Source organism: Amphritea sp. (assembly GCF_050300915.1).
Taxonomy (GTDB): Bacteria; Pseudomonadota; Gammaproteobacteria; order Pseudomonadales; family Balneatricaceae; genus Amphritea.
Genome location: NZ_JBNKYN010000019.1, coordinates 19484 through 41215 on the forward strand (window position 1 = coordinate 19484; position 21732 = coordinate 41215).

Below are 21732 nucleotides of genomic sequence, written 5' to 3' on the forward strand. Positions count from 1 at the left end.
AGGGTCTGTCGTTGCTATCTCTGCCAGCGGAGATAGCCATGAACCAGCAGGGTGACTATCACCAGCGTGCCGCCTTGAAATGCCGCCATGCTGGGGGTTTCACCGATAAATACCCACACCAGCAGTGGTCCGCAGGCCGTTTCCAGTAACATCAGCATACCCACTTCTGCCGCTGAAATGAGGGTTGGGCCTATGGTAATCAGGATAAAAGCGGTGGGTATCACGATAACACACAAGACCAACATCCAGCCCCAATCGGTACCGGTCAGTGCCAGAGGAGAGTCAAAGAAAAGGCTGATCAGGCTCACCAGCAGGCCTGAGAATATCAGTGCAGGGGTCATATTCCGATGTTTTACGGCGCGGTCGTTAACAAACTTAGCCGCGAGAGCGATGCCACAAAAGAGTGCCATCAGGTCGCCTTTGAGGTTGGGGCTTGACCAGGAGTCTTTCATCACCCAGCCGATGCCCAGCATGGAGATCACTATCGCAACCCAGGTGATGGGGGCTGAGCGTTCACCAATAAACAGCCGCGCGATAATCGCCGCAAACAGTGGCTGGGCACTGATGATAACCAAAACATTGGCCACCGAGGTGTGATGGATCGCAGCGACGAACAGTATAGAGCAGATACTGTAAAACAGTGCTGAACGGATGTAGGCCCAGTCGCGATAAAACAGTGGTTGTCCCGGGTAGCGGTAGCGACACCAGAGCGCGACCATCAGGCTGAGCAGCAGGCCGCGCCAGAACAGCAGGCTGAAGGGTTCCACCTGTATCAGCCGGATTAGCAGGGCATCAAAACTCAATACCAGTACCCCCAGTGAGGTGAGCAGGAATCCTTTCAGGTATTCAGTATTCATTAACGACCTTCTGTAAACACAGTTTATTTATATTTATGGCTGACAATCGGCAAGGTCAGGCATTGTATCCATATTGGGTTCAAAGTTCAGCGTTACCGAGTAATAAAACAGTACTGAAGTACCATAGTGCTTCCGCTTCAGCCTCCTAAACTTGAAGAACAATAGTCAGGAGCGCCGTGATGAAAAAATTATCTGCTGGATTGATGCTGTTTTTTTCTCTGTTTTGCCTGGTGACATCTGTCGCTGCGGCCAGTTTGAGTGAAGGCGTCAAACAGATCTATCTGCAACAGAAAGATGGCAGTGAGCAACGTATTGGCGAGCTGGTATTGACCGCTGGTGAACATGATCAGTTGAGTTATACGATCACCCTGGATCACCACCTGTTTAAGGACTATTTCCTCTCTATGAAAGAGATGAAGTGTCTTGAAGGGCCGGAACTCTGGTGTTTTATCCCTTACCCCTATAGCCAACCGCGGACAGTAACCAGCGATGATCTGCGCTGGCTGGAGCATGATCTGCTGTTCATGTTTAAACAGCCTGAAGCGTTCGGTGCGAATTTCTGGAATGGTATCTACTACAAAATGGCACTGACTGATCAGGGAGTTCATGGCACAGCACAGGCTCTTGATCTGAACAAACTCGCCTCGCCACCTGATGATCTGAGCCAGCCTCCGATCGGCGAATATGATATTGATGAAGCTGATCTGGATAAACGCTGGTTGCCTTATATTGAGATCCGTTGATAGCGCGCTTTCTGCCTGACTTAGGATACAATGCAGTACTTTTATCGCAGAGTTATTCCGGCTATGGCTAAAGCACATCATCGTGAAGCGAAACAGACCTCTCGCTTACATCCGAGAAACCCTCATCAGGGGCGTTATGATTTTGACAGGCTCTGCCAGCTGTGTGCTGAGCTTAAGCCCTATGTCGCCGTCAATCGATTTGGCAGCCAGACAATCGACTTTCACGATCCTGCTGCTGTAAAAGCGCTGAACAAAGCGTTGCTGATGCAAAGTTATGGCATCAGTTTCTGGGATATCCCCCCGGGGTATCTCTGTCCACCCATTCCCGGCCGGGCAGATTACATCCATTATCTGGCTGATCTGCTGGCTGCTGATAATGAGGGCGTAGTGCCAAGAGGGCGAACCATAACCGGGCTCGATATCGGAGTCGGGGCAAACTGTATCTACCCCATTATCGGCAGCCGCAGCTATGGCTGGCAGTTTGTCGGCACCGATATAGATCCGGTGGCGATCAAGACAGCAGCCCTGATCAGTGAGGCAAATACGACACTTAGAGGACAGATTGAGTGTCGCTTGCAAAGTGATGCCCGACAGATATTCAGAGGGGTCGTAAAACCCTCAGACCGGTTTGATTTCACCCTGTGTAATCCTCCTTTTCACGGCTCTGCGGAGGAGGCTGAAGCGGTTAGCCGACGCAAGCTGCGCAACCTGGGTAAAGGTGATGACAAGGTTACATTGAATTTTGCGGGTCAGAGCAATGAGCTCTGGTGTAGTGGTGGTGAGCTGGCGTTCTTAAAGCGGATGATTTTTCAAAGCAAAGAGGTTGCCGAACAGTGCTATCTGTTTAGCTGTCTGGTGTCAAAACAGGAAAACATCACCCGCCTTAAACGCGAACTAAAAAGTGCCGGGGCGAAACGGGTTCAGGTGGTGGCTATGTCTCAGGGGATGAAAGTAAGCCGATTGTTAATCTGGACATTTATGTCTGAGACCGAACAGCTTTTATGGCGTGAGTCATACTGGGGCGATAAATAGATTATCGCCGCAGTGATATAGCTAAGGTTGATTAAAGATGCAACGCAGTGAAAACGATGATTAGTGACGCTGCTGTTGCAGCAGTCTGGCTGTATTCTCAAGCTCTTCCATGTAGTTAAGCAACTCCTCTGAGAGTATATCCGGGTGAGCGTTAAGCAGGTTTCTGATTGTTTCTAGTGGTGCAGGTGATCCCTGATGTATGTTGTTTGTAATTGCTAGAAGCAGAGAGGTGAGCACCTCGAGACTTTTTACACGTGACTCCAGGTTATATCCATCCACATTCAATCCCCCTTGGATTGTCATAATACACACGGCAGCCGTTTTCCTAACATACTGCCTCCTGACATATAGAAAAAGTGTAGTCAAGAATTGCAGACTTTGGAGGAAAAATCATGAGATGTTTTCAAGTGCAATCTGGCTGTATTGGTCTACTCCTCAGGCAGCAGAGCGGTTGCCAGCATCTCTTTACATAAACGACCCAATATCGTCACCGCTTTTTCCAGGGCCGGGTTGGAGCTGTTAACGCAGCAGATGCGCATAAAGTTCCGGTATTTACCCGAGGCGGAAAACAGTGTGCCGGGGGCGATGCTGACGCTTTCCTCTTTAGCACGCCGGTTCAGCTCATGCGAATCAATCTGATCCGGGAGTTCCACCCATAACAGATAGCCGCCCTGGGGGTAGCTGATACGGGTGCCTTCTGGCATCTCCCGCTTTAACCAACCGATCATTGCGTCGCGGTCACGTTGATAGTCGCGTCGAACCCGCCGCAGGTGTTTTTCGTAATAGCCCTGGGCGATAAATTCAGCCACCGCCATCTGCGTCAGTTTGGGGGTGGAAAGGCTGGAGAGGTATTTTACCATCATAATATGCTCCCGATAACGACCGGGGGCGATCCAGCCGACGCGGATGCCTGGGGCGATTGACTTGGAAAATGAGGAGCAGAGGATCACCCGACCCTGAGTATCAAACGATTTAATGGTTCTAGGTCGTGGCAGGGTGTAGCTGAGGTCGCCGTACACATCATCCTCAATCAGCGGCACATCGTAGCGGTTCAGCAGTTCCAGCAAGCGCAGTTTATTTTTGTCCGGCATGGAATAACCGAGCGGGTTATTGTTGGTTGGTGTCAGCAGGCAGGCTTTGATCGGCCACTGCTCAAATGCCATCTCCAGCGCTTCCAGAGAGATTCCCGTCTCCGGATGCGTGGGTATCTCAAGGGCTTTGACGCCGTTGATTTTGATCGCCTGGACTGAGCCAAAAAAGCTGGGGGAGTCGACCACCACAATATCACCCGGTTCAGTCACTGCGCGCAGACTGCAGGAGAGAGCTTCCTGACAGCCAGAGGTGATGATGATCTCGTCAGGATGAACGCGGCAACCAGAATCGACCATTACCCGGGCGATCTGGTGACGCAGCGGATCAGAGCCTGCTGCCAGTTCATAATCAAGCACATGGCTGTTGGCGTTGCGGCTGAGTTCGGACATCAGCCGGGTTAATGGCTTCAGGGTGGCTGCCCGGGTGTCGGGTAGTGCCAGACTCAGCTTGGTGGTGGCCGGGCTGCCATATTCATTGATCATATGTTGCAGTTTTTGCCACTGGGCTACCACCAGTGGCTGAGGGGCCGGGCTGCTGGTGGCGGGTAGTTCTGGCGGGGCCTGTCGGCGCAGTACGTAATAGCCTGACTTGGGACGCGATTCGATTACGCCATCATCAATCAGCAGGCCATAGGCTTCCTGTACGGTGGAGATACTGACGCCGTGTTCCTGACTTAAACCCCGCACTGAGGGTAGCTTATCACCGACGTGGTAATAGCCCAGTTCGATCCGGTCCTTCAGGGTTGTTGCTACCTGCTCATACAGTTTCATCAGAATGTCCCGCTACAGTGTAAAAAACAGTACAGATTTTTGTGTTTAAACCATTACAGATTAAGCATTTTCAGATCTGTGCTGGCTTTATGTATTTATTGGTGAATCTGTAATGGTATCAGAAATATTCATAAACTGAAGCTCTGAATATGGAGGGCTTCATCATGTGCAAAATTCTTTCCCGGTTAAAGCAATACCGGCAAACCTATTACAGCAGACGTTTACTCACTCAACTTGATGCCCGGGCGCTTAGTGACATTGGCCTGACCCGCGCAGAGGCTTTGCGGGAGGCGCGTCGGCCGTTCTGGGACTGTTCAGTACATCAGGATGGTGATAACAACCCCCTACTGATCACATACAGTGTTGTATCACTGGTGTTTATTGCCGGACTGGGGCTGACAGTTTGTCTGAGTTTTTAATGGTTTAAGGAGCTATATCCCGGCAGAAACTGGCATAGCATCGCAAAACAGAACTATCCTGTAGCTACAATATAAAAATAACAACCGGAGGTGCCTGTGTTTCAGGAATTTTACCCTTTACGTTTGCAGGATAATTGTGATGTTGAGCATCTGCTTACCCCAGAGGTAAATCAGGAACCGATCAGTTTGCGAAGTCCCGCCAGCGAAGTAATGACCGATTTTAGTCAGACCGTGCCGATCACAGTGACCGAAGGTGTTGCCGTCGATGATGCGCTGGAACGGATGAAAAGCCAGCATGTGCGTATGCTGTTTGTTATCACGCTGGCAGGTCGGTTTGTGGGGGTCATCAGTGCCCAGGATATCGCGGGCAGCAAAGTGATCGTTCATATGAAAAACCACGGTGTCACCCGGGATGAGGTGAATGTAGGGCATATTATGCTGCAAAAGCAGTATCTGCGTTCACTGACCTTTGATCAGATCAGCCATTCCAGAATTGGCGATATTATGCTCACTTTGAAAAATTCAGGTGATCAGCATCTGTTGGTTGTTGATCAGACCGAACTGGGAATCAGACGTATTCGGGGCATCATTTCTGCCAGCGATATCTCCCGTAAACTCAAGGTCGGGTTTGAGATAATGTACGAAGCGAAGTCCTTCGCAGAGATAGAAAAAATCATAACGCAGGGCAGCGAACTGATCATTTAATTATAAGTAAAAATATATTGTCTGAGCATGAAAATTCACTTTACAGAGGGTGCGTTTAAACTATACTGCGCGTTTTCTAATGGAGTGAATAACTCCTCTTTCCGCCGGAGATACCGGCAGGAGTACAGGTAAAAATAGTGATGAAATTGCCGGATCATATCTCTGCTGAAAAATGGGCACGCCTGAAGCAAGCTGCCGATCAGTATCAGACTCCTTTCCAGTTGATTGATCTGCAAACCGTTGCAGAAAAATATCAGGAACTGAAGAACGGTTTTGACTTTGCCTCGATCTATTACGCGGTTAAGGCTAACCCACATCCTCAGATTGTCGGGCTGTTGGCAGAACTGGGTTCAAGCTTTGATATCGCGTCCATCTATGAACTGGATCAGGTGTTGTCGCATAACGTATCGCCTGATCGCATCAGTTATGGCAACACGATTAAAAAGCGTGATGATATTCGCTATTTTTACGACAAGGGTGTGCGCCTGTTCGCCACTGACTCAGAAGCCGATCTGGAAAACATTGCCCAGTATGCTCCTGGCTCCCGTATCTATATTCGTATCCAGACCGAAGGTGCAGAGGGCGCTGACTGGCCACTGTCCCGTAAGTTTGGTTGTAACCCGGATATGGCGCTTGATCTGGCTATTCTGGCGAAAAAGCTGGGATTGGAGCCTTATGGCATCTCTTTCCATGTCGGTTCGCAGCAGCGTCTTATTGATGTCTGGGATGCGGCTATTGCTAAGGTTAAGGTCATTTTCGAGCGGCTGCGGGAAGAGTGTGGTATCGAGCTGCGTATGATCAACATGGGCGGGGGCTTTCCTGCCCAGTACCTGACTAAGGCGAACGACTTCTCGGTCTACTGTGAGGAGATTACCCGTTATCTGATGGAAGATTTCGGCGATAACCCTCCGCAGATCATTCTCGAACCGGGTCGCTCTCTGGTGGGTGACAGCGGCTTGCTGGTGAGTGAAGTTGTGCTGATTTCACGCAAATCGCATACGGCCCTGAACCGCTGGGTATACACCGATGTCGGTCTGTTTAATGGCCTGATCGAAACCCTGGGCGAGGCGATTAAGTTTCCGTTGGAAACTGAACGCGAAGGTGAGGGTGAAGAGGTTGTGCTGGCGGGGCCAACCTGCGATAGCATGGATATTATGTACGAAAACTATAAGTATGAGCTGCCCCTCTCACTTGAGATCGGTGACCGGCTTTACTGGTTTTCGACCGGTGCTTATACCACCAGTTACAGCTCGGTTGAGTTCAACGGCTTTCCGCCGCTGAAGTGTTACTGTATAGAATAATCAGTTATCAGAAACCCGCTTCGGCGGGTTTTTTTTCATTAAAATTGACTTATCTACACAGAATGGTAACCGCCCCTTCAGATAGTTCTCTCGCCTATGTTATAAGGAGGGAGTTGTTAGCGATTTTACAGCCAATTTTTGACACCTATCTGTTGTGGAGTGACGAATGAAAAATGCCAACCTTCTTCAAACCCGTATTGATGCCCTGCTCAATGTCCTGTCTGAAGATGTGCTGATTTTAAGTCAGCAGGGTAACATCATTTTCTCCTCTCATAATGAATCGCCGATCCCCTGGGGAGGCAGCGAACTGCTGATAGGCAAAAACCTCAGCGACCTTTTCCCCGGTGCGATTGCTTCGTTGTTACAGGGAATGGTTGATCAGTCTTTAAGCCTGAATCAGCTAATGGTGAAAGAGATTCTGTTTGACCCGACCGAGATCGTCTTCCTGCAACAGCAAGGGATGGTTGAGTCCTGCTGGGTTGAAGTACGGATGGCTCCATCTGCTGGTGATGAGCCCAGTGTGGTCTGTCGTATTGAGGATATCAGCCGGCGCAAAATGGCCCAGCGGGAGAACTCTCAGGTACAACGCGATCTGCTGACTGGCATGTACAACCGTCGGGCGCTGATGCCGGTGCTGGCGCAATCTATCGCCCAGGCCGTACGTTATGACTGGATCTGCAGCCTGATGCTGATCAATATTGATAGCCTGAGACTGATCAATGATCAGCGAGGCTGGGATGTCGGTGATCAGATTCTCAAGCGTTTAGCTGAATCCCTCAATAGCCTGAAACGCACCGCAGATTTCCTTGCCCGGGTCGGCGAAGATGGTTTTGCCATCCTGTTACCGGAAACCAACGCTGAGCAGGGCATCCTGGCCGCAGAGCGGGTACGTCATATGGTGTCTGAACTGTCAGCACCGCATTCGGGAACCGATGTGCGTTTTACCGTCAGTATCGGTGTTGCTACCCTGACGGGAGAGGAGGATAGCGCCGAGTCGATGTTCAGTCGTGCTGAGATCTGTCTTCAGCAATCTAAAAAGCAGGGTGGTAATCAGATTACCGGCGATGAGTAAAACGCTGTGTATTATCTGAATTGCCCGACCTGACTACTTGGTTAGATTTTCGGCTTAGATAACATGCGTCTGTTCGATGCGCTGCTTAGCAGAGCTTTTTGAAAAGCGCTTCTAGTTATACAGCTGTAACGGTGCTTCCTGCAGGGCGAATAGCTGCTCCCTCAGTTCCAGGATATGTTCGCTCCAGTAGCGTACGGTGTTGAACCAGGGGAAGTTATGGGGGAAGGCCGGGTCTTCCCAGCGGCGGGCGATCCAGGCGGCGTAGTTCATAATTCGCAGGGTACGCAGGGTTTCGGTGAGTCTTAGCTGTGCTGGATTGAAATCACAAAACTCGCTGTATCCTTCGATGATTTCCAAGAGCTGTGCTTGCTGACTCTCTCGTTCGCCTGACAGTAGCATCCAGATATCCTGAATGGCGGGTGCCATACGGGCATCATCAAAATCAACAAAATGTGGGGCGTCATCGCGCCAGAGCATATTGCCGATATGGCAGTCGCCATGCACCCGGATGCGGTTGATCGGTTCACAGATCTGCCAGTTTTCCTCCATTAGCTTTAGCAGGTCGGCCGTCAGGGTATCGTAAGAGGTTTTCAGTTCCGCCGGAATGAACTGTTCGCTGATCAGTTGCACGCTTTCGTGTCCGTAGCTGGCGATATCGATCTCTGGACGGTGGATAAACGGACGGCTGGCACCGATAGTGTGAATCCGGCCGAGCATCCGGCCCAGGGTAAACAGGTTATCCATATTATCCAGTTCGGGCGCGTGACCGCCCTTGCGGGGAAACAGGGCAAACATAAAGTCGCCATAGGTAAACAGGCTTTCGCCGTCGCGAACCAGAGGGGCGACCACGGGTAATTCCTGTGCTAACAGTTCGAAGCAGAACTGGTGTTCCTCCAGAATCTGCTCCCGGCTCCAGCGATTCGGACGATAAAACTTGGCGATCAATGGCTCGCTTTCATCTATACCGACCTGATAGACACGATTTTCATAGCTGTTAAGGCCAAATACCCGTCCATCGCAGAGATACCCCAGGCTTTCAATGGCGTCCTGAATAAAACTGGGTGTCAGGTGTTCAAACGGGTGTGGTGTGGTCATCGGGTTACCAGTTCTTGAAAGGGTGGGTGAGCAGGTTGGAGTTGTAATAGCGTTTGTCGCCGGTAACCTCTTCGGTCACCCAGTCCGGAAGTTCAGGTTGCTCATCCTCACTGTCCAGTTCGACCTCTGCGACGACCAGCCCCTGATTGTCTCCGGCAAAGATATCCAGTTCCCAGAGGTGACTTTTATGGGAGATCAGATAACGGGTCTTATCCACTACCGGGCCGGTGCATAACTCATTCAGCATCTGCCGGGCATCGCTTACCGGAATCTCATATTCAAATTCACTGCGGGAGATCCCTTTAGTTTCGCCTTTAAGGGTGAGAAACGCTTTATCACCCATAATGCGAATCCGCACCGTGGTTTTATCAGCGGTCTTGATATAACCCTGACAGATGGTCAGTCCCTGAGCTGGCAGGTCGACTTTATCCATATTTACGAGAAACTTGCGTTCAATTTCCTGCGCCATTTCAGACTCCAATAAAAAAGGCACTCACAAAGTGCCTTTCAGGATAACTAAGACAAACCATTAAAGATAACGTTAAGAGTAGTCATTGGTGTTGGAGTACAAGGCGCAGACTAATTCATGATTCGGAGTGTACTGTTGTACATGAGCAATCAGAAATTAATCTGCAACGCAGTAATTCGATACCAGGGACACTCTTACATAATCCGCATGCCGGGCTGAGCCCCTTCATGGGGTTCGAGAATCCACAGATCCTTACCACCCGGGCCTGCCGCCAGCACCATACCCTCTGACATACCGAACTTCATCTTACGCGGAGCCAGGTTAGCCACCATCACGGTCAGCTTTCCTTCCAGGTCTTCCGGGTTATAGGCGGACTTAATACCGGCAAACACGTTGCGGGTTTCTCCACCCAGATCCAATGTCAGTTTTAACAATTTATCGGCGCCTTCGACATGTTCCGCTTTCGCGATGCGGGCAACCCGCAGATCAACCTTGGCGAAGTCATCAAAGGTAATCTCATCCGCGACCGGATTTTTCTCCAGTTCTGTTTTCACTGCTACAGGCGCTGCCGGTGTCGTCGCGGCGATTGCTGCCAGGGTTGCTTTGCTGTCTTCGATCATGGCGTTAACGCTGTCTTCCTCAATACGCTGCATCAGCGGTTTAAACTTGTTGATCTTATGATTCAGCAGCGGTGTTTTAACGGCATCCCAGGCAAAACCGTCGATATTCAGGAACGCGGCAGTGTCTTCAGCCACCTGAGGGAGGACCGGTGCCAGGTAGGAGATGATCACCCGGAACAGGTTGATGCCCATGGTGCAGCAGTTCTGTACGTCTTGTTCTTTACCTTCCTGTTTTGCCAGCACCCAGGGTTCAGCGGCATCGATATACTGGTTGGCTTTATCAGCGAGATGCATGATCTCCCGCATCGCTTTGCCGTATTCACGGGCTTCATAGGCGTTGGCAATCAGCTCACCAGACGCGACTGCTTCGTCATACAGGGCAGGCTCTGCCAGTGTGTCAGCCAGTTGGCCTGCAAACTTCTTATGGATAAAGCCAGCGCAGCGGGAGGCGATATTAACGACTTTGTTGACCAGGTCGGCGTTTACCCGCATGCGGAAATCATCCAGGCTCAGGTCGATATCATCGATACCGGAACCCAGCTTCGCTGCGAAGTAGTAGCGCAGATATTCCGGGCGCAGGTGCTTCAGGTAGGTTTCCGCCATAATAAAGGTGCCACGGGATTTGGACATCTTCTGACCGTTAACCGTCAGGAATCCATGGCAGAACACTTTAGTCGGTTTACGGAAACCCGCCCCTTCCAGCATGGCGGGCCAGAACAGGGTGTGGAAGTAGGCGATATCCTTCCCGATAAAGTGATACAGCTCGGTGTCGGAGGCTTCGTTCCAGTACTCATCGAAGTCGACGGCGTTTTTATCGCACCAGTTTTTAAAACTGGCCATATAGCCGATAGGGGCATCCAGCCAGACGTAGAAATACTTGCCCGGAGCATCAGGGATTTCAAACCCCCAGTACGGTGCGTCACGGGAGATATCCCAGTTTTGCAGTCCCGACTCAAACCACTCATTGAGTTTATGAATCATCTGTTCCTGCACGCAGCTGTCGACCCAGCTGCGCAGGGTGTTTTCAAAGTCGGCCAGTTTGAAGAAGTAATGTTCAGACTCTTTTTCAATCGGCTTGGCGCCGGATACCGCAGAATAAGCGTTTTTCAGTTCAACCGGGCTATAGGTTGCACCGCAAACCTCACAGGAGTCGCCATATTGGTCCTGCGCGCCACACTTCGGACAATCGCCCTTAACGAAGCGGTCTGGCAGGAACATCTCTTTTTCCGGATCGTACGCCTGGGTGATCGTCTTCTTAGCGATATGACCGCCATCACGCAGACGGGTGTAGATCAGCGAGGCAAAGTGCTTGTTCTCTTCAGAGTGGGTGGAGTAGTAGTTATCAAAGCCCACCATGAAACCTGCGAAATCACGCTGGTGTTCCTGGCTCACCTGACTGATCAGCTGTTCTGGTGTAACCCCCATCTGGTCTGCCTTGAGCATAATAGGGGTGCCGTGGGCATCATCCGCACACACATAGGTGCAGTGGTTGCCGCGCTGGTTCTGGAAGCGGGTCCAGATGTCAGTTTGGATGTACTCTACCAGGTGGCCCAGATGAATTGGGCCGTTGGCATAGGGCAGAGCGCTGGTAACAAGAATCTTACGTTGTGTGTCAGTCATGATTCAGAGCAGGTCTAGGTTGCAGAGATAAGCGCGAAATTTTACTCTTAAATGACTGAAATTACAGCAAGGAGTGGGGATTTTTTGTCTGCGGTGGATGAATAGAAAGGAATCCCCGGGCTTCATTTTATGACTATTGTGGGTAACACTGCGTAGACAGTTTTTTTAAAAAGGACTACAACCTACTTAAGGCTGTTAGATTGGGCTTGAACAGCGGGTCGGGATATTCTCCTGAGATGCCGGTTTCTGACCTTGTTCTTGACCTCAGTTCTGGGTATTTCACTCAGGGAGTGCCGCTTATTTAAGGCTATACTGAGTCTTTTGGCTTTGTACTAAAGTAAAGGCTAGAGGCATGCTCAGGATAAACTGAAAATTTTTGCTAAGACACAGATCTGTTTCGCCTGCCACTGGACAGAGGGTGAGTAGGTTATGGAGTTGAGTGGAAGGAGTCGCTCTAGTGAACAGATGGAGAGAATTATGTTCGAATATATTCTTAAGGAAGATCAGATTGCGGTACTTTGGCTCGGTAAGCCGCTGGCTGATCTGAACAATGTTCCGGTAGAACTGCAAGGCAAGGTTTCTATCGACCTGGCTAAACAGCCTGAACAGGCGATGGAGATGCTCGGCAGACTGGATTATCAGGTTATCGTTGTTCAGTTGAGTCAGGATGATTTTGAGTTTCGTTACAACTGGCTGCGCAAGGTTGTGGCGAAGCATCCAGGCATTATCCGGATTATGCTGAATGATGGGCTGCAGAACTATCAGGTAGCTAAAGCCTCTGAGCTTTGTCATCGTTCACTGCTGTTTACTTCGGGTGTTACCGAACTGTTTCATGAGGTCGGCCAGAGTCTGCGGCTGATTCAGTCAAGTAATAAACCGGCGGTCAGGGAGTATGTCGGTGCGATTGAGCGGTTGCCCTCTTTGCCGGGGGTTTACGTCGCGCTGAACGATGCGCTGGCATCGGATATCAACGGTGCAGCCGAAATTGCTGCCATCATCGAGCGTGATCCGGCGATGAGTGCGAAAATCCTGCAGCTGGTGAACTCTGCTTTCTTTGCTCTCAGTAGTAAGGTTTTTAAAATCAAAGATGCGGTGGTGATTCTTGGGGTGCGGCAGATTCGCGACCTGTTTCTGGTCTCGCGCATATTTGAACATTTTCCACAGGACCGGAATTGGGCGGGATTCTCCTTCGAAAACCTCTTTGATCGTTGCATGGTGGTTGGCCGGTTTGCCCGGGCGATCTGTCGAGAGCAGCGTGTTAATGCGGACATTGCCGATAAGGCGTTTCTGGCGGCACTGCTTCAGGATATTGGCATGCTGGTGATCGCAACCCGTGAAGCTGATCATTACAGTGAGGTGCTTCAGGAAGCGGCACGGTTGAATCACCCGCTGTATGCAATTGAGAAACTCCGGCTGGGAGTCACCCATATGGAGGTCGGAGCCTATATGCTGGGGCTCTGGAACCTGCCGCCGGAGGTGGTAGAGGCGGTGCTTTATCATTCCAATCCCAATGCCACATCGAGTGAAAAATTCACCCCGCTAACCGCAGTACATCTGGCGGACTCCATTCTGCCTGATGTGGTCAATATTAATGACTGTCGTATCAGTAGTCAGGTCAGCGAAAAATATGTCACCCGTCTGGGGTTGCAGAACAAACTGTCTCACTGGCAGCAGATGTCTGAAGATTTTGCATCGCAACTCTATTCCGGGTCTGGCAGTGGTTTTTAAACCGATCCCGGCGTCGGCGGCTAAAAATAAGGGAATGCTTGGAGTGATCGGGGCAGGCTGATAGAATGCGCGGCCTGTTTTGTTGCAAAATTCCGAGGTTTAGATGGCGCTGCCTGTTGTTGATCCGTCCCAGTATGATGCTCAGCTGAGCGAAAAAAAAACTGATATCGAACAGCAGTTTGCTGACTTCAGTCTGCCCGGCATTGAGTTGTTTGAGTCGGCAAAAACAGCCTATCGCCTGCGCGCCGAGTTTCGTGTCTGGCACGAAGGTGATGATCTCTACTATGTGATGTTCCAGCCCGGCGATAAGCATCAGCATAGCCGCCTGGAAACCTGCCCTATGGTCTCTGAGCCGATTCAGCAGGTGATGTTTAAACTGCTGGATTATCTGCGTCCCAATGAGCTGCTGCGTCGTCGCCTGTTTCAGGTGGATTTTCTCAGCACGCTGTCCGGTGAGGTGATTGTTAGTCTGCTTTACCATAAAGCACTTGATGAGGCCTGGATTGAGGAGGCGAAAAAGCTCAAAGATCATTTCGGTATCCATTTTATCGGCCGTAGTCGTAAAACCAAGATCGTAATGGATCAGGATTATGCACTGGAGAGGATGCCGGTTGGTGGCCGTGAACTGATCTATAAACAGGTGGAAAACAGCTTCACCCAACCCAATGGAGGGGTGTGCGTTAAGATGCTGGAATGGGCTCTGGATGTCACCCGTGATGCGGGAGGGGATCTGGTGGAGCTGTATTGTGGTAACGGCAACTTCACTATGGCGCTGGCGCAAAACTTCGATAAGGTCATCGCGACCGAGATCGCCAAAGTCTCTGTCGATGCCGCGCAGTATAATATTGCCGCTAACCAGGTTGATAATGTGAAAATCCTGCGGATGTCCAGCGAGGAGTTTTCGCAGGCGTTGCAGGGGGTGCGTGAGTTTCGTCGACTGAAGCAGAGTGGTGTTAATCTGGCTGATTATAATTTCAGTACTGTGCTGGTGGACCCTCCACGCAGTGGTCTGGATGATGAAACCGTTAAGCAGGTGGCTGAGTACGATAATATTGTCTATATCTCCTGCAATCCGGAAACCCTGCATGAGAACTTGAAGCAGCTTACCCTTACCCACAGGCTGCAACGTTTCGCGCTGTTTGATCAGTTCCCCTATACCCATCATCTGGAGTGTGGTGTTTATCTGACGCGCAAACAGGGGGCGTAAAGGGATAAATAAGCGTAAGAATGTTGTCGTGGTTGATCGGGTATTTAGCACTTAAAGTATTATAATTTGATACGGTTGTTGCGGAGATAGTGTTGCCTGAACGATAAAAAGATACTTTCGAGATCATTTTATCGGGAGGTAGTATTATGCTCAGAACTAAAATTTCAGCGTCGGTGACCCTGTTGTCGGCATTATCAGTTGCCTCATCGTTCTATCAGGGAGAGTAGGATGTCAGCACTTCTTCGCATCAATGGCTTTCTGGCGTTTATTGCCATCGCCTTTATTAATGCCTTTGTCGATCTTGGGCATAAGATTATTATCCAAAACACACTGTTTAAAGCCTATGACGGTGATCTGCAGATCGTATTGACGGCGGTGGTCAATGGACTGATTTTGTTGCCGTTCATCATGCTATTTACCCCGGCGGGGTTTCTTGCGGATAAATACCCGAAAAACCGGGTGATGAAATATTCCGCCTGGGCTGCCGTTGGCGCTACCCTGTTAATTACACTGTGCTATTTTCAGGGGTGGTTTATTGCCGCTTTTGCGCTCACCTTTATTCTGGCGTTGCAAAGCGCGTTTTACTCGCCCGCTAAATACGGTTTTATTCGTGAGTTAGTCGGCGAAGAGAATATAACGGAGGGTAACGGCTGGGTTCAGGCGGTTACCATGGTGGCTATTCTGTCCGGTATTGCCGTCTTTTCTTTGCTGTTTGAAATTCTTGTGGATGGTGCCTATCAACTCTCGCCAGAGCAAAGCCTGGAGATGATAGCGCCGTTAGGCTGGTTGCTGGTGATCGGTTCGGTGTTTGAGCTGGTGCTGGCGTATCGCTTGCCGAAAACCCGTGAAACAGACCATCAGGTTCGCTATGACTGGCAGGCCTACCGCAGCGGTAAGACGCTGACCCGTAATTTGTCGATGATCTACCATAACCGGACTATCTGGTTATCCATTATCGGAGTGGCATTGTTCTGGTCGGTGAGCCAGGTGATGTTGGCGGTGTTTCCTGCGGTGGCTGAGTCTCATCATGGCATCCATAACACCTTTATCATTCAGGGTACTATGGCACTGGCGGGTGTGGGGATTATGGTGGGTTCGGTGCTGGCCGGACGCTGGTCGCCCCATTATATCAATATCGGCCTGATCCCGTTGGGGGCCGCTGGTGTAGCGGCAGGGCTGGTGCTGTTGCCGCAGGTTTCCTCGGTGCTCTATCAGGCGATGGCATTCTTTCTGATCGGTCTCTGTGGTGCGCTGCTGAATGTCCCGTTACAGGCACTGATTCAGTTCAATGCCAGTGGCAAAGAGACCGGCAAGGTGCTGGCGGGCAGTAATTTCATTCAGAACATAGCGATGCTCGGCTTTCTCTCACTGACCGTGTTGTTCGCCTGGGCCGGGATTGATGGTCTATGGTTGCTCTGGCTGCTTGCTTTGATGGCTGTTGTCGCCGCGCTATTTGCTATCAGGATGTTGCCACAAGCGCTGGTGCGGGTGCTGGTGGCGGGGTTGATCAAGCGTAAATACAACCTGCAGGTACTGGGGTTTGAAAACCTGCCCCGCGCTGGGCAGGGGGTGCTGCTGTTGGGTAATCATATCAGCTGGCTGGACTGGGCGATGATTCAGATGGCCTGTCCCCGTCATATTCACTTCGTTATGGAGCGTTCAATCTATGAGCGTTGGTATCTGAAATGGTTTATGTCGATGTACCGGGTGATTCCGATCTCCAGTGGTCATAGTCGTGAGGCGTTGCAAACGGTCGGTGAGCTGATCAGTGCTGGACAAGTGGTGTGTCTGTTCCCCGAAGGGGCGATCAGTCACACCGGTCAGATCGGTGAGTTTAAAAAGGGTTTTGAGCGTGCCTGTGAAGAGGCTGAAGGGGTTATTGTTCCTTTTTATCTGCGCGGATTATGGGGTAGCCGTTTCTCCCGTTCCACCGATAAGATGAAAATGATTCGCCGGGGCGGCCTGAAGCGTGATGTGATCGTTGCTTATGGTCAGCCGATGTCGGTTCGCAGCACTGCATCCGAGGTTAAAAAGAAAGTCACTGAGCTGTCGATTCATACCTGGGAACGCTATACCGGCACACTTCTGCCGCTGCCGCAGAGTTTTATTCATAGTGCAAAGAGTGCTATGTCGGATATGGCGATCACCGATGCTCAGGGGGAACCGTTAAGTTATCGCCGCTTACTGACCGCTGTGGTGTTATTTAGCCAGCGGCTGAAGAATACACCGGGGCAGCGCATAGGGCTGCTGTTGCCAACCTCCAGTGCCGGAGCGATTGCCAATCTGGCGGCGCTGTTTGCCGGACGGACGTTGGTAAATATTAATTTTACCGCGACTGAGTCGGCACAGCTGACAGCACTGGAACAGGCTGAGGTAAAGACGGTTGTCACGGCGCATAAATTTGTTAACAAACTTAAAGCCCGTGGGCTTGACCCTGACGCGCTGTTTGCGGGGCGTCAGGTCATCTATATGGAAGACCTCAAGGCCGGGATTGGTAAAACCGAAGCGCTGGCGACAATGGGCTTGCTGAGTGTGCTGCCAACCACTCTGTTGCAGTGGTGGTTTGGAGCGGGCACGAAGCTGGAGGATACCGCTGCGATCCTGTTTTCTTCCGGTAGCGAAGGTGCACCTAAAGGGGTGATGCTCAGTCACCGGAACATTCTCGCCAACCTGCGTCAGATTGCTGATGTGCTGAATGTCCGTGAAGATGATTGCATTATGGCGACGTTACCGCTGTTTCATGCCTTTGGTCTGACTGTCACCACCTTCCTGCCGCTCATAGAGGGGTTGCCTGTGGTCTGTCATCCGGACCCAACCGATGCGGTAAATATCGGTAAAGGGGTGACTAAATACCGGGCAACCCTGATCTGTGCAACCTCAACATTTCTGCGTCTCTACACCCGCAGTAAGAAGCTTCATCCATTGATGTTTCAGTCTATCCGGGTGGCGGTTGCGGGTGCTGAGCGACTCGACCCAGCGGTGCAGCAGGCGTTCGAAGCCCGTTTCAGAGTGCCGGTTATTGAGGGTTATGGTTCTACAGAGACAACGCCGGTTGCCAGTGTTAACCTGCCGGATCATCTGTCGGTGGATGGCTGGTTTGTTCAGGTGGGAAGCCGTCCCGGCACGGTGGGGCTGGCACTGCCGGGTTCGACTTTCCGTATTGTTGATCCGGTTACTCTGGAGGAGCTGCCAACCGGAGAAGATGGTCTTATTCTGATTGGGGGCACCCAGATCATGAAAGGTTATCTGAATAATCCGGAAAAAACCGCCGAGGTAATCGTCGAAATGGATGGCCTGCGCTGGTATAAAAGTGGCGATAAGGGGCATCTGGATGAGGATGGATTTCTCACGATTGTTGATCGCTACTCCCGGTTTGCCAAGCTGGGTGGGGAGATGATTAGTCTGGGAGCTGTCGAGCAGGAGGTGAGAAAGCATCTTGCAGACGACGAGGCCTCACTGGTCGCGATTAATCTGCCGGATGAGCGTAAAGGTGAGCAGATTATTTTGCTGCTGGATGCGGATGTTGACCCGGACAGCTTCAGAAGCTATCTGACCAGTCAGGGGTTCCCGCCACTGATGTTGCCGGCGAAGGTGTTTCGGGTGAGTGAGATTCCATTGTTGGGCAGTGGAAAAACGAACTACCCGGAAGCTAAGTCGGTTGCTGAACAGTTGTTAGCTTCAGCTTAGCGGTTATCGTTATAAGCCGGGTCCTCAACAGACCCGGTTTCTTCTCTGTTGTTTTTCCTGGTTTTCTGGCTGTTACTTTCATATCCGTTTGTTGCTAAAAGCCCGGTCAAAGTGCCTTGTACTTTCTGTGTTGTGTTTGATCGTGTTTTTCGGGCCAGTTCAATTTATTACCTTTTAGATATGTTATATTGTAACATTGATTTTTTTGTCATAGCGAAGGGTATGGAAAATGAGGCTGTTGAGTGGAATATTATTATCACTGATTGCACCGGTTGTTGCTGCAGAAGGGATTGAACGGCAGTTCGAAAGCCATGAACACGGCAAAGCAAGTATGGCTGTGGTGCTGGAAGGTAATACGCTGCAGATAGAGATTAACTCGCCAGCGGCTGATATCGTCGGTTTCGAGCATGCACCTGATAATGAACAGCAGAGAGCCACTCTGCATTCTGTTATCAGGCAATTGAAACAGCCGGAAGCGTTGTTTGCTTTCCCAGAGGGGAGCGCTTGTCTGCCGGATCTGGCGGAAGTTCATACAACCATGATGGACGCTGATCACGATCATGAAGCAGATCACGATCATGAGGGGCATAGCCATAGTGATTTACAGCTGTCTTATCAGTTCCAGTGCGGGTCGCCAGAACACCTGAACGGTTTCTCGGTTGAACTGTTTAAATATTACCCGCAGATGAAACTGCTACAGGTACAGCTCATTGGCCCTTCTGGTCAGGGTTATCAACAGTTGGATAAAGACAACAGATGGATACGATTTTAAGTTCCGCGCCGCTGGCCGCTATAGCGGACCCTGTCATTCGGCTTGATAATATTGTGTTTGGCTGGCCAGGCAGTCCGCCTGTTCTGAATATTCCTGAGCTGACTATTGCTGCTTCAGAGCGGATTTTTCTGAAAGGCCCTTCCGGGAGTGGTAAGAGTACGTTGCTGAACCTGATTGGGGGAATACATGTCCCCCAGCAAGGCGTTGTCAGAGTGCTGGGGCAGGAGTTGCAGCGACAGAGCAGTGCCTGGCGTGACAACTTCAGAGCAGACCATATAGGATTGATTTTTCAGCAGTTTAACCTGCTTCCTTATCTCTCGGTGTTAGATAATGTCATGCTGCCTTGCCGGTTTTCAAAGCGACGCAGTGCGCGGGCAACTGCGCGTTATGGGTCGCTCGATAAAGCCGCGATGCACCTGCTTGAGCACCTGGGTATCATCGGGGATGTGTTGCAAGGCAGAGCCGTTACACGACTTAGCATCGGCCAGCAGCAGCGGGTTGCTGTCGCCAGAGCGTTGATGGGTAGTCCTGAACTGGTTATCGCTGATGAGCCAACATCGGCGCTGGACAGCGATAGTCGTGATGACTTTCTTAATTTGCTGATCAGTGAGTGTGATGCGTCTGACAGTACACTTGTGTTTGTTAGTCATGATCGTTCACTGGAAACGCATTTTACTCAGTCAATTTCATTGGGTGATATTAATCAAACAGAGGAGCGCCTGTGAACGTTATCCTGATGCTGGCACTGCGCAGCCTCTACAACCGGCGTCTGACGGCGATAATGACGGTGATCTCCATTGCCGTCAGCGTTGCCTTGTTGCTGGGGGTCGAGAAAATCAGAACGGAAGCGAAACAGAGCTTCAGTTCCACCATCTCGGGGACCGACCTGATTGTTGGTGCGCGTTCCGGGTCTGTTCAGCTGCTGCTTTATTCGGTTTTTCGTATCGGCAATGCCACCAATAATATCAGCTGGCAGAGCTACAAGGAGATCGCTTCTCAGCCAAAAGTTGAGTGGACCATCCCTATCTCATTGGGTGATTCGCATCGGGGTTATCGGGTGTTGGGTACAACTGCCGACTACTTTAAATACTACCGCTATGGGCGCAAACACCCGCTAGCGTTCAGTGACGGTAAACCGTTTGCAGCGCTGCACGATGTAGTATTGGGGGCCGAAGTGGCGCAACAGCTGCATTATCAGTTAGGGCAGCAAGTGGTGATTAGCCATGGCACCGGCAATACCAGCTTCAGTAAGCATGAAGATCAGCCCTTTACCGTTGTCGGCATTCTGAAACCAACCGGAACGCCGCTGGATCGCACCCTGCATGTCAGCCTTGCCGCCATAGAGGCTATCCATATCGACTGGCAGTCGGGTAGTTATATACCGGGCTCCGGGGGCAAGACGCCGTTGTCTGAACGCAAGCTGGAGCCAAAGCAAATTACTGCGATTCTGGTTGGATTAAAGTCAAAAATGTCGACTTTTCAGTTGCAGCGGTCTATAAATAACTACCGCAAGGAGGCGTTGCAGGCCATTTTGCCCGGGGTAGCCTTGCAGGAACTCTGGGGGATGCTGGGTATGGTTGAAAGTACTCTGTTGGTCATTTCAGGGTTTGTCGTCGCTACTGGCTTGTTTGGTATGCTGACAGTACTGTTGACCAGCTTAAATGAGCGCCGCCGGGAGATGGCCGTTTTACGGTCGGTTGGCGCACGGCCCTTGCAGATCTGTCTGTTGTTAGTGCTGGAAACAGGAGGGCTGACGTTGTCGGGTATTATCCTGGCATTAATGTTTCTCTATGGCGGGCTGTGGATCTGTATTCCTTTTCTTGAAACACATTTCGGGCTCTTTCTGGCGTTAAGTTTACCTGGATTATATGAACTTAAATTGCTATCGCTCGTCTTTATAATGGGGCTGTTGTGCGGTTTGTTACCGGGTTATGGGGCTTATCGATATAGCCTCGCCGATGGTATGACGGTGCGGTTGTAATAATGGGTAAATGAGGAAAGTAATGCAAAAAATAGTGGCGCTGTTGTCTTTTTTGGTCATCGTCTGTGTTGCACCGGTAAGGGCAGAGAGCGTTAATGGTGAACCAGTTGAGAAAATTGACTGGGATATTTTAATGCCTGCGGATTATTCACCTCTGGCAATCTTTGATACCAGTCAGTTTTCATCACTGGATGATTATGATCCCATGGCTGAAATAAAGCTCAAAGCGATGATGGAGGCGTTAAGCTCGGCACCTGTTGTTCCGGAGATGGATGGTAAGATGGTCCGTATTCCCGGATTTGTCGTTCCGCTGGTGGAGGAGGGGATGAAGGTATCTGAGTTTTTTCTGGTACCCTATTTTGGAGCCTGTATCCATGTTCCACCCCCGCCCTCCAATCAGATTATTCATGTCAGCTTTGCGCCGGGCGTGAATGTAGAAAACCTCTTCGATGCGATCTGGGTTGTCGGTAAACTCAGTGTTAAAACCACAGTGCACGAACTTGGCACCTCTGGGTACACGATGGAGGCCTTTAAGGTTGAAGCGTATAAAGAGTAGCTGAAT

Annotated in this window: 19 protein-coding genes; 13 read left to right on the forward strand and 6 right to left on the reverse strand. The window is 50.7% G+C overall.

The window, feature by feature from the left end; genetic code table 11:
- Positions 1-14 precede the first annotated feature (14 nt).
- Complete coding sequence (locus ACQY8X_RS07215; protein WP_428034473.1) at positions 15-857, reverse strand: DMT family transporter; 843 nt, start codon at positions 855-857, stop codon at positions 15-17.
- A gap of 179 nt (positions 858-1036) precedes the next feature.
- Between ACQY8X_RS07215 and ACQY8X_RS07220 the strand changes: the two genes are divergently transcribed.
- Positions 1037-1600 (forward strand): hypothetical protein, encoded by a 564-nt coding sequence (locus tag ACQY8X_RS07220; RefSeq protein ID WP_428034474.1) that lies wholly within the window; start codon positions 1037-1039, stop codon positions 1598-1600.
- Between the two features lie 30 nt (positions 1601-1630).
- Positions 1631-2632, forward strand: a complete 1002-nt coding sequence (gene rlmF / locus ACQY8X_RS07225; protein ID WP_428034475.1) for a 23S rRNA (adenine(1618)-N(6))-methyltransferase RlmF — start codon at positions 1631-1633, stop codon at positions 2630-2632.
- 60 nt (positions 2633-2692) lie between these two features.
- Here rlmF and ACQY8X_RS07230 read toward each other — a convergent pair whose 3' ends face one another.
- Both ACQY8X_RS07230 and ACQY8X_RS07235 read right to left on the reverse strand, forming a co-directional pair.
- Entirely contained in the window at positions 2693-2911 is a 219-nt protein-coding gene (locus tag ACQY8X_RS07230) for a hypothetical protein (protein ID WP_428034476.1), read from the reverse strand.
- Between the two features lie 149 nt (positions 2912-3060).
- Positions 3061-4494 carry a PLP-dependent aminotransferase family protein gene (locus ACQY8X_RS07235; RefSeq protein WP_428034477.1) on the reverse strand — a complete coding sequence of 478 codons (1434 nt, stop codon included), beginning with the start codon at positions 4492-4494 and terminating at the stop codon, positions 3061-3063.
- 164 nt (positions 4495-4658) lie between these two features.
- Here ACQY8X_RS07235 and ACQY8X_RS07240 point away from each other — a divergent pair, with 164 nt between their 5' ends.
- From ACQY8X_RS07240 to ACQY8X_RS07255, 4 genes are all read left to right on the forward strand, one after another.
- Positions 4659-4913: a DUF1127 domain-containing protein gene (locus ACQY8X_RS07240; protein ID WP_428034478.1), complete on the forward strand. Its 255-nt coding sequence runs from the start codon at positions 4659-4661 to the stop codon at positions 4911-4913.
- A gap of 96 nt (positions 4914-5009) precedes the next feature.
- A complete protein-coding gene (locus tag ACQY8X_RS07245) occupies positions 5010-5618 on the forward strand; it encodes a CBS domain-containing protein (RefSeq protein ID WP_428034479.1) in 609 nt (202 codons plus the stop codon).
- Between the two features lie 140 nt (positions 5619-5758).
- Positions 5759-6919, forward strand: a complete 1161-nt coding sequence (locus ACQY8X_RS07250) for a type III PLP-dependent enzyme (protein WP_428034508.1) — start codon at positions 5759-5761, stop codon at positions 6917-6919.
- Between the two features lie 166 nt (positions 6920-7085).
- Positions 7086-7991 carry a diguanylate cyclase gene (locus tag ACQY8X_RS07255; RefSeq protein WP_428034480.1) on the forward strand — a complete coding sequence of 302 codons (906 nt, stop codon included), beginning with the start codon at positions 7086-7088 and terminating at the stop codon, positions 7989-7991.
- A gap of 111 nt (positions 7992-8102) precedes the next feature.
- Here ACQY8X_RS07255 and ACQY8X_RS07260 read toward each other — a convergent pair whose 3' ends face one another.
- The 3 genes from ACQY8X_RS07260 to metG form a co-directional block, all read right to left on the reverse strand.
- Positions 8103-9086 carry a serine/threonine protein kinase gene (locus tag ACQY8X_RS07260; RefSeq protein WP_428034481.1) on the reverse strand — a complete coding sequence of 328 codons (984 nt, stop codon included), beginning with the start codon at positions 9084-9086 and terminating at the stop codon, positions 8103-8105.
- A 4-nt stretch (positions 9087-9090) separates the two neighbouring features.
- Positions 9091-9555 (reverse strand): CYTH domain-containing protein, encoded by a 465-nt coding sequence (locus ACQY8X_RS07265; RefSeq protein WP_428034482.1) that lies wholly within the window; start codon positions 9553-9555, stop codon positions 9091-9093.
- Positions 9556-9749: 194 nt separating this feature from the next.
- Positions 9750-11795: a methionine--tRNA ligase gene (gene metG / locus ACQY8X_RS07270; protein ID WP_428034483.1), complete on the reverse strand. Its 2046-nt coding sequence runs from the start codon at positions 11793-11795 to the stop codon at positions 9750-9752.
- Between the two features lie 477 nt (positions 11796-12272).
- Between metG and ACQY8X_RS07275 the strand changes: the two genes are divergently transcribed.
- The 7 genes from ACQY8X_RS07275 to ACQY8X_RS07305 all read left to right on the forward strand — a co-directional run bounded on the left by ACQY8X_RS07275 (position 12273) and on the right by ACQY8X_RS07305 (position 21726).
- Complete coding sequence (locus ACQY8X_RS07275) at positions 12273-13523, forward strand: HDOD domain-containing protein (RefSeq protein WP_428034484.1); 1251 nt, start codon at positions 12273-12275, stop codon at positions 13521-13523.
- Between the two features lie 103 nt (positions 13524-13626).
- A complete protein-coding gene (gene trmA / locus ACQY8X_RS07280) occupies positions 13627-14730 on the forward strand; it encodes a tRNA (uridine(54)-C5)-methyltransferase TrmA (RefSeq protein ID WP_428034485.1) in 1104 nt (367 codons plus the stop codon).
- 228 nt (positions 14731-14958) lie between these two features.
- Positions 14959-18417, forward strand: coding sequence for an acyl-[ACP]--phospholipid O-acyltransferase (locus tag ACQY8X_RS07285; protein WP_428034486.1), 3459 nt, complete (start codon positions 14959-14961; stop codon positions 18415-18417).
- Between the two features lie 238 nt (positions 18418-18655).
- A complete protein-coding gene (locus tag ACQY8X_RS07290; protein ID WP_428034487.1) occupies positions 18656-19189 on the forward strand; it encodes a DUF2796 domain-containing protein in 534 nt (177 codons plus the stop codon).
- On the forward strand, positions 19174-19914 hold the full coding sequence (locus ACQY8X_RS07295) for an ABC transporter ATP-binding protein (protein ID WP_428034488.1): 741 nt from the start codon (positions 19174-19176) through the stop codon (positions 19912-19914). The genes ACQY8X_RS07290 and ACQY8X_RS07295 overlap by 16 nt, the downstream gene beginning before the upstream one ends.
- On the forward strand, positions 19911-21170 hold the full coding sequence (locus ACQY8X_RS07300; RefSeq protein ID WP_428034489.1) for an ABC transporter permease: 1260 nt from the start codon (positions 19911-19913) through the stop codon (positions 21168-21170). Before ACQY8X_RS07295 ends, ACQY8X_RS07300 begins: the two co-directional genes overlap by 4 nt.
- A 22-nt stretch (positions 21171-21192) precedes the next feature.
- Positions 21193-21726, forward strand: coding sequence for a DUF3299 domain-containing protein (locus ACQY8X_RS07305; protein ID WP_428034490.1), 534 nt, complete (start codon positions 21193-21195; stop codon positions 21724-21726).
- The last annotated feature ends 6 nt before the right edge of the window (positions 21727-21732 follow it).

Excerpts from the sequence above, each read along its gene's own strand:
- ACQY8X_RS07215 (WP_428034473.1), bottom strand. The coding sequence starts at position 857 with ATGAATACTGAATACCTGAAAGGATTCCTGCTCACCTCACTGGGGGTA.
- ACQY8X_RS07295 (WP_428034488.1), top strand. The coding sequence starts at position 19,174 with ATGGATACGATTTTAAGTTCCGCGCCGCTGGCCGCTATAGCGGACCCT.
- ACQY8X_RS07240 (WP_428034478.1), top strand. The coding sequence starts at position 4,659 with ATGTGCAAAATTCTTTCCCGGTTAAAGCAATACCGGCAAACCTATTAC.
- ACQY8X_RS07220 (WP_428034474.1), top strand. The coding sequence starts at position 1,037 with ATGAAAAAATTATCTGCTGGATTGATGCTGTTTTTTTCTCTGTTTTGC.
- ACQY8X_RS07250 (WP_428034508.1), top strand. The coding sequence starts at position 5,759 with ATGAAATTGCCGGATCATATCTCTGCTGAAAAATGGGCACGCCTGAAG.
- ACQY8X_RS07285 (WP_428034486.1), top strand. The coding sequence starts at position 14,959 with ATGTCAGCACTTCTTCGCATCAATGGCTTTCTGGCGTTTATTGCCATC.
- ACQY8X_RS07260 (WP_428034481.1), bottom strand. The coding sequence starts at position 9,086 with ATGACCACACCACACCCGTTTGAACACCTGACACCCAGTTTTATTCAG.
- metG (WP_428034483.1), bottom strand. The coding sequence starts at position 11,795 with ATGACTGACACACAACGTAAGATTCTTGTTACCAGCGCTCTGCCCTAT.
- ACQY8X_RS07255 (WP_428034480.1), top strand. The coding sequence starts at position 7,086 with ATGAAAAATGCCAACCTTCTTCAAACCCGTATTGATGCCCTGCTCAAT.
- ACQY8X_RS07275 (WP_428034484.1), top strand. The coding sequence starts at position 12,273 with ATGTTCGAATATATTCTTAAGGAAGATCAGATTGCGGTACTTTGGCTC.
- trmA (WP_428034485.1), top strand. The coding sequence starts at position 13,627 with ATGGCGCTGCCTGTTGTTGATCCGTCCCAGTATGATGCTCAGCTGAGC.
- ACQY8X_RS07235 (WP_428034477.1), bottom strand. The coding sequence starts at position 4,494 with ATGAAACTGTATGAGCAGGTAGCAACAACCCTGAAGGACCGGATCGAA.
- ACQY8X_RS07305 (WP_428034490.1), top strand. The coding sequence starts at position 21,193 with ATGCAAAAAATAGTGGCGCTGTTGTCTTTTTTGGTCATCGTCTGTGTT.
- ACQY8X_RS07265 (WP_428034482.1), bottom strand. The coding sequence starts at position 9,555 with ATGGCGCAGGAAATTGAACGCAAGTTTCTCGTAAATATGGATAAAGTC.
- rlmF (WP_428034475.1), top strand. The coding sequence starts at position 1,631 with ATGCAGTACTTTTATCGCAGAGTTATTCCGGCTATGGCTAAAGCACAT.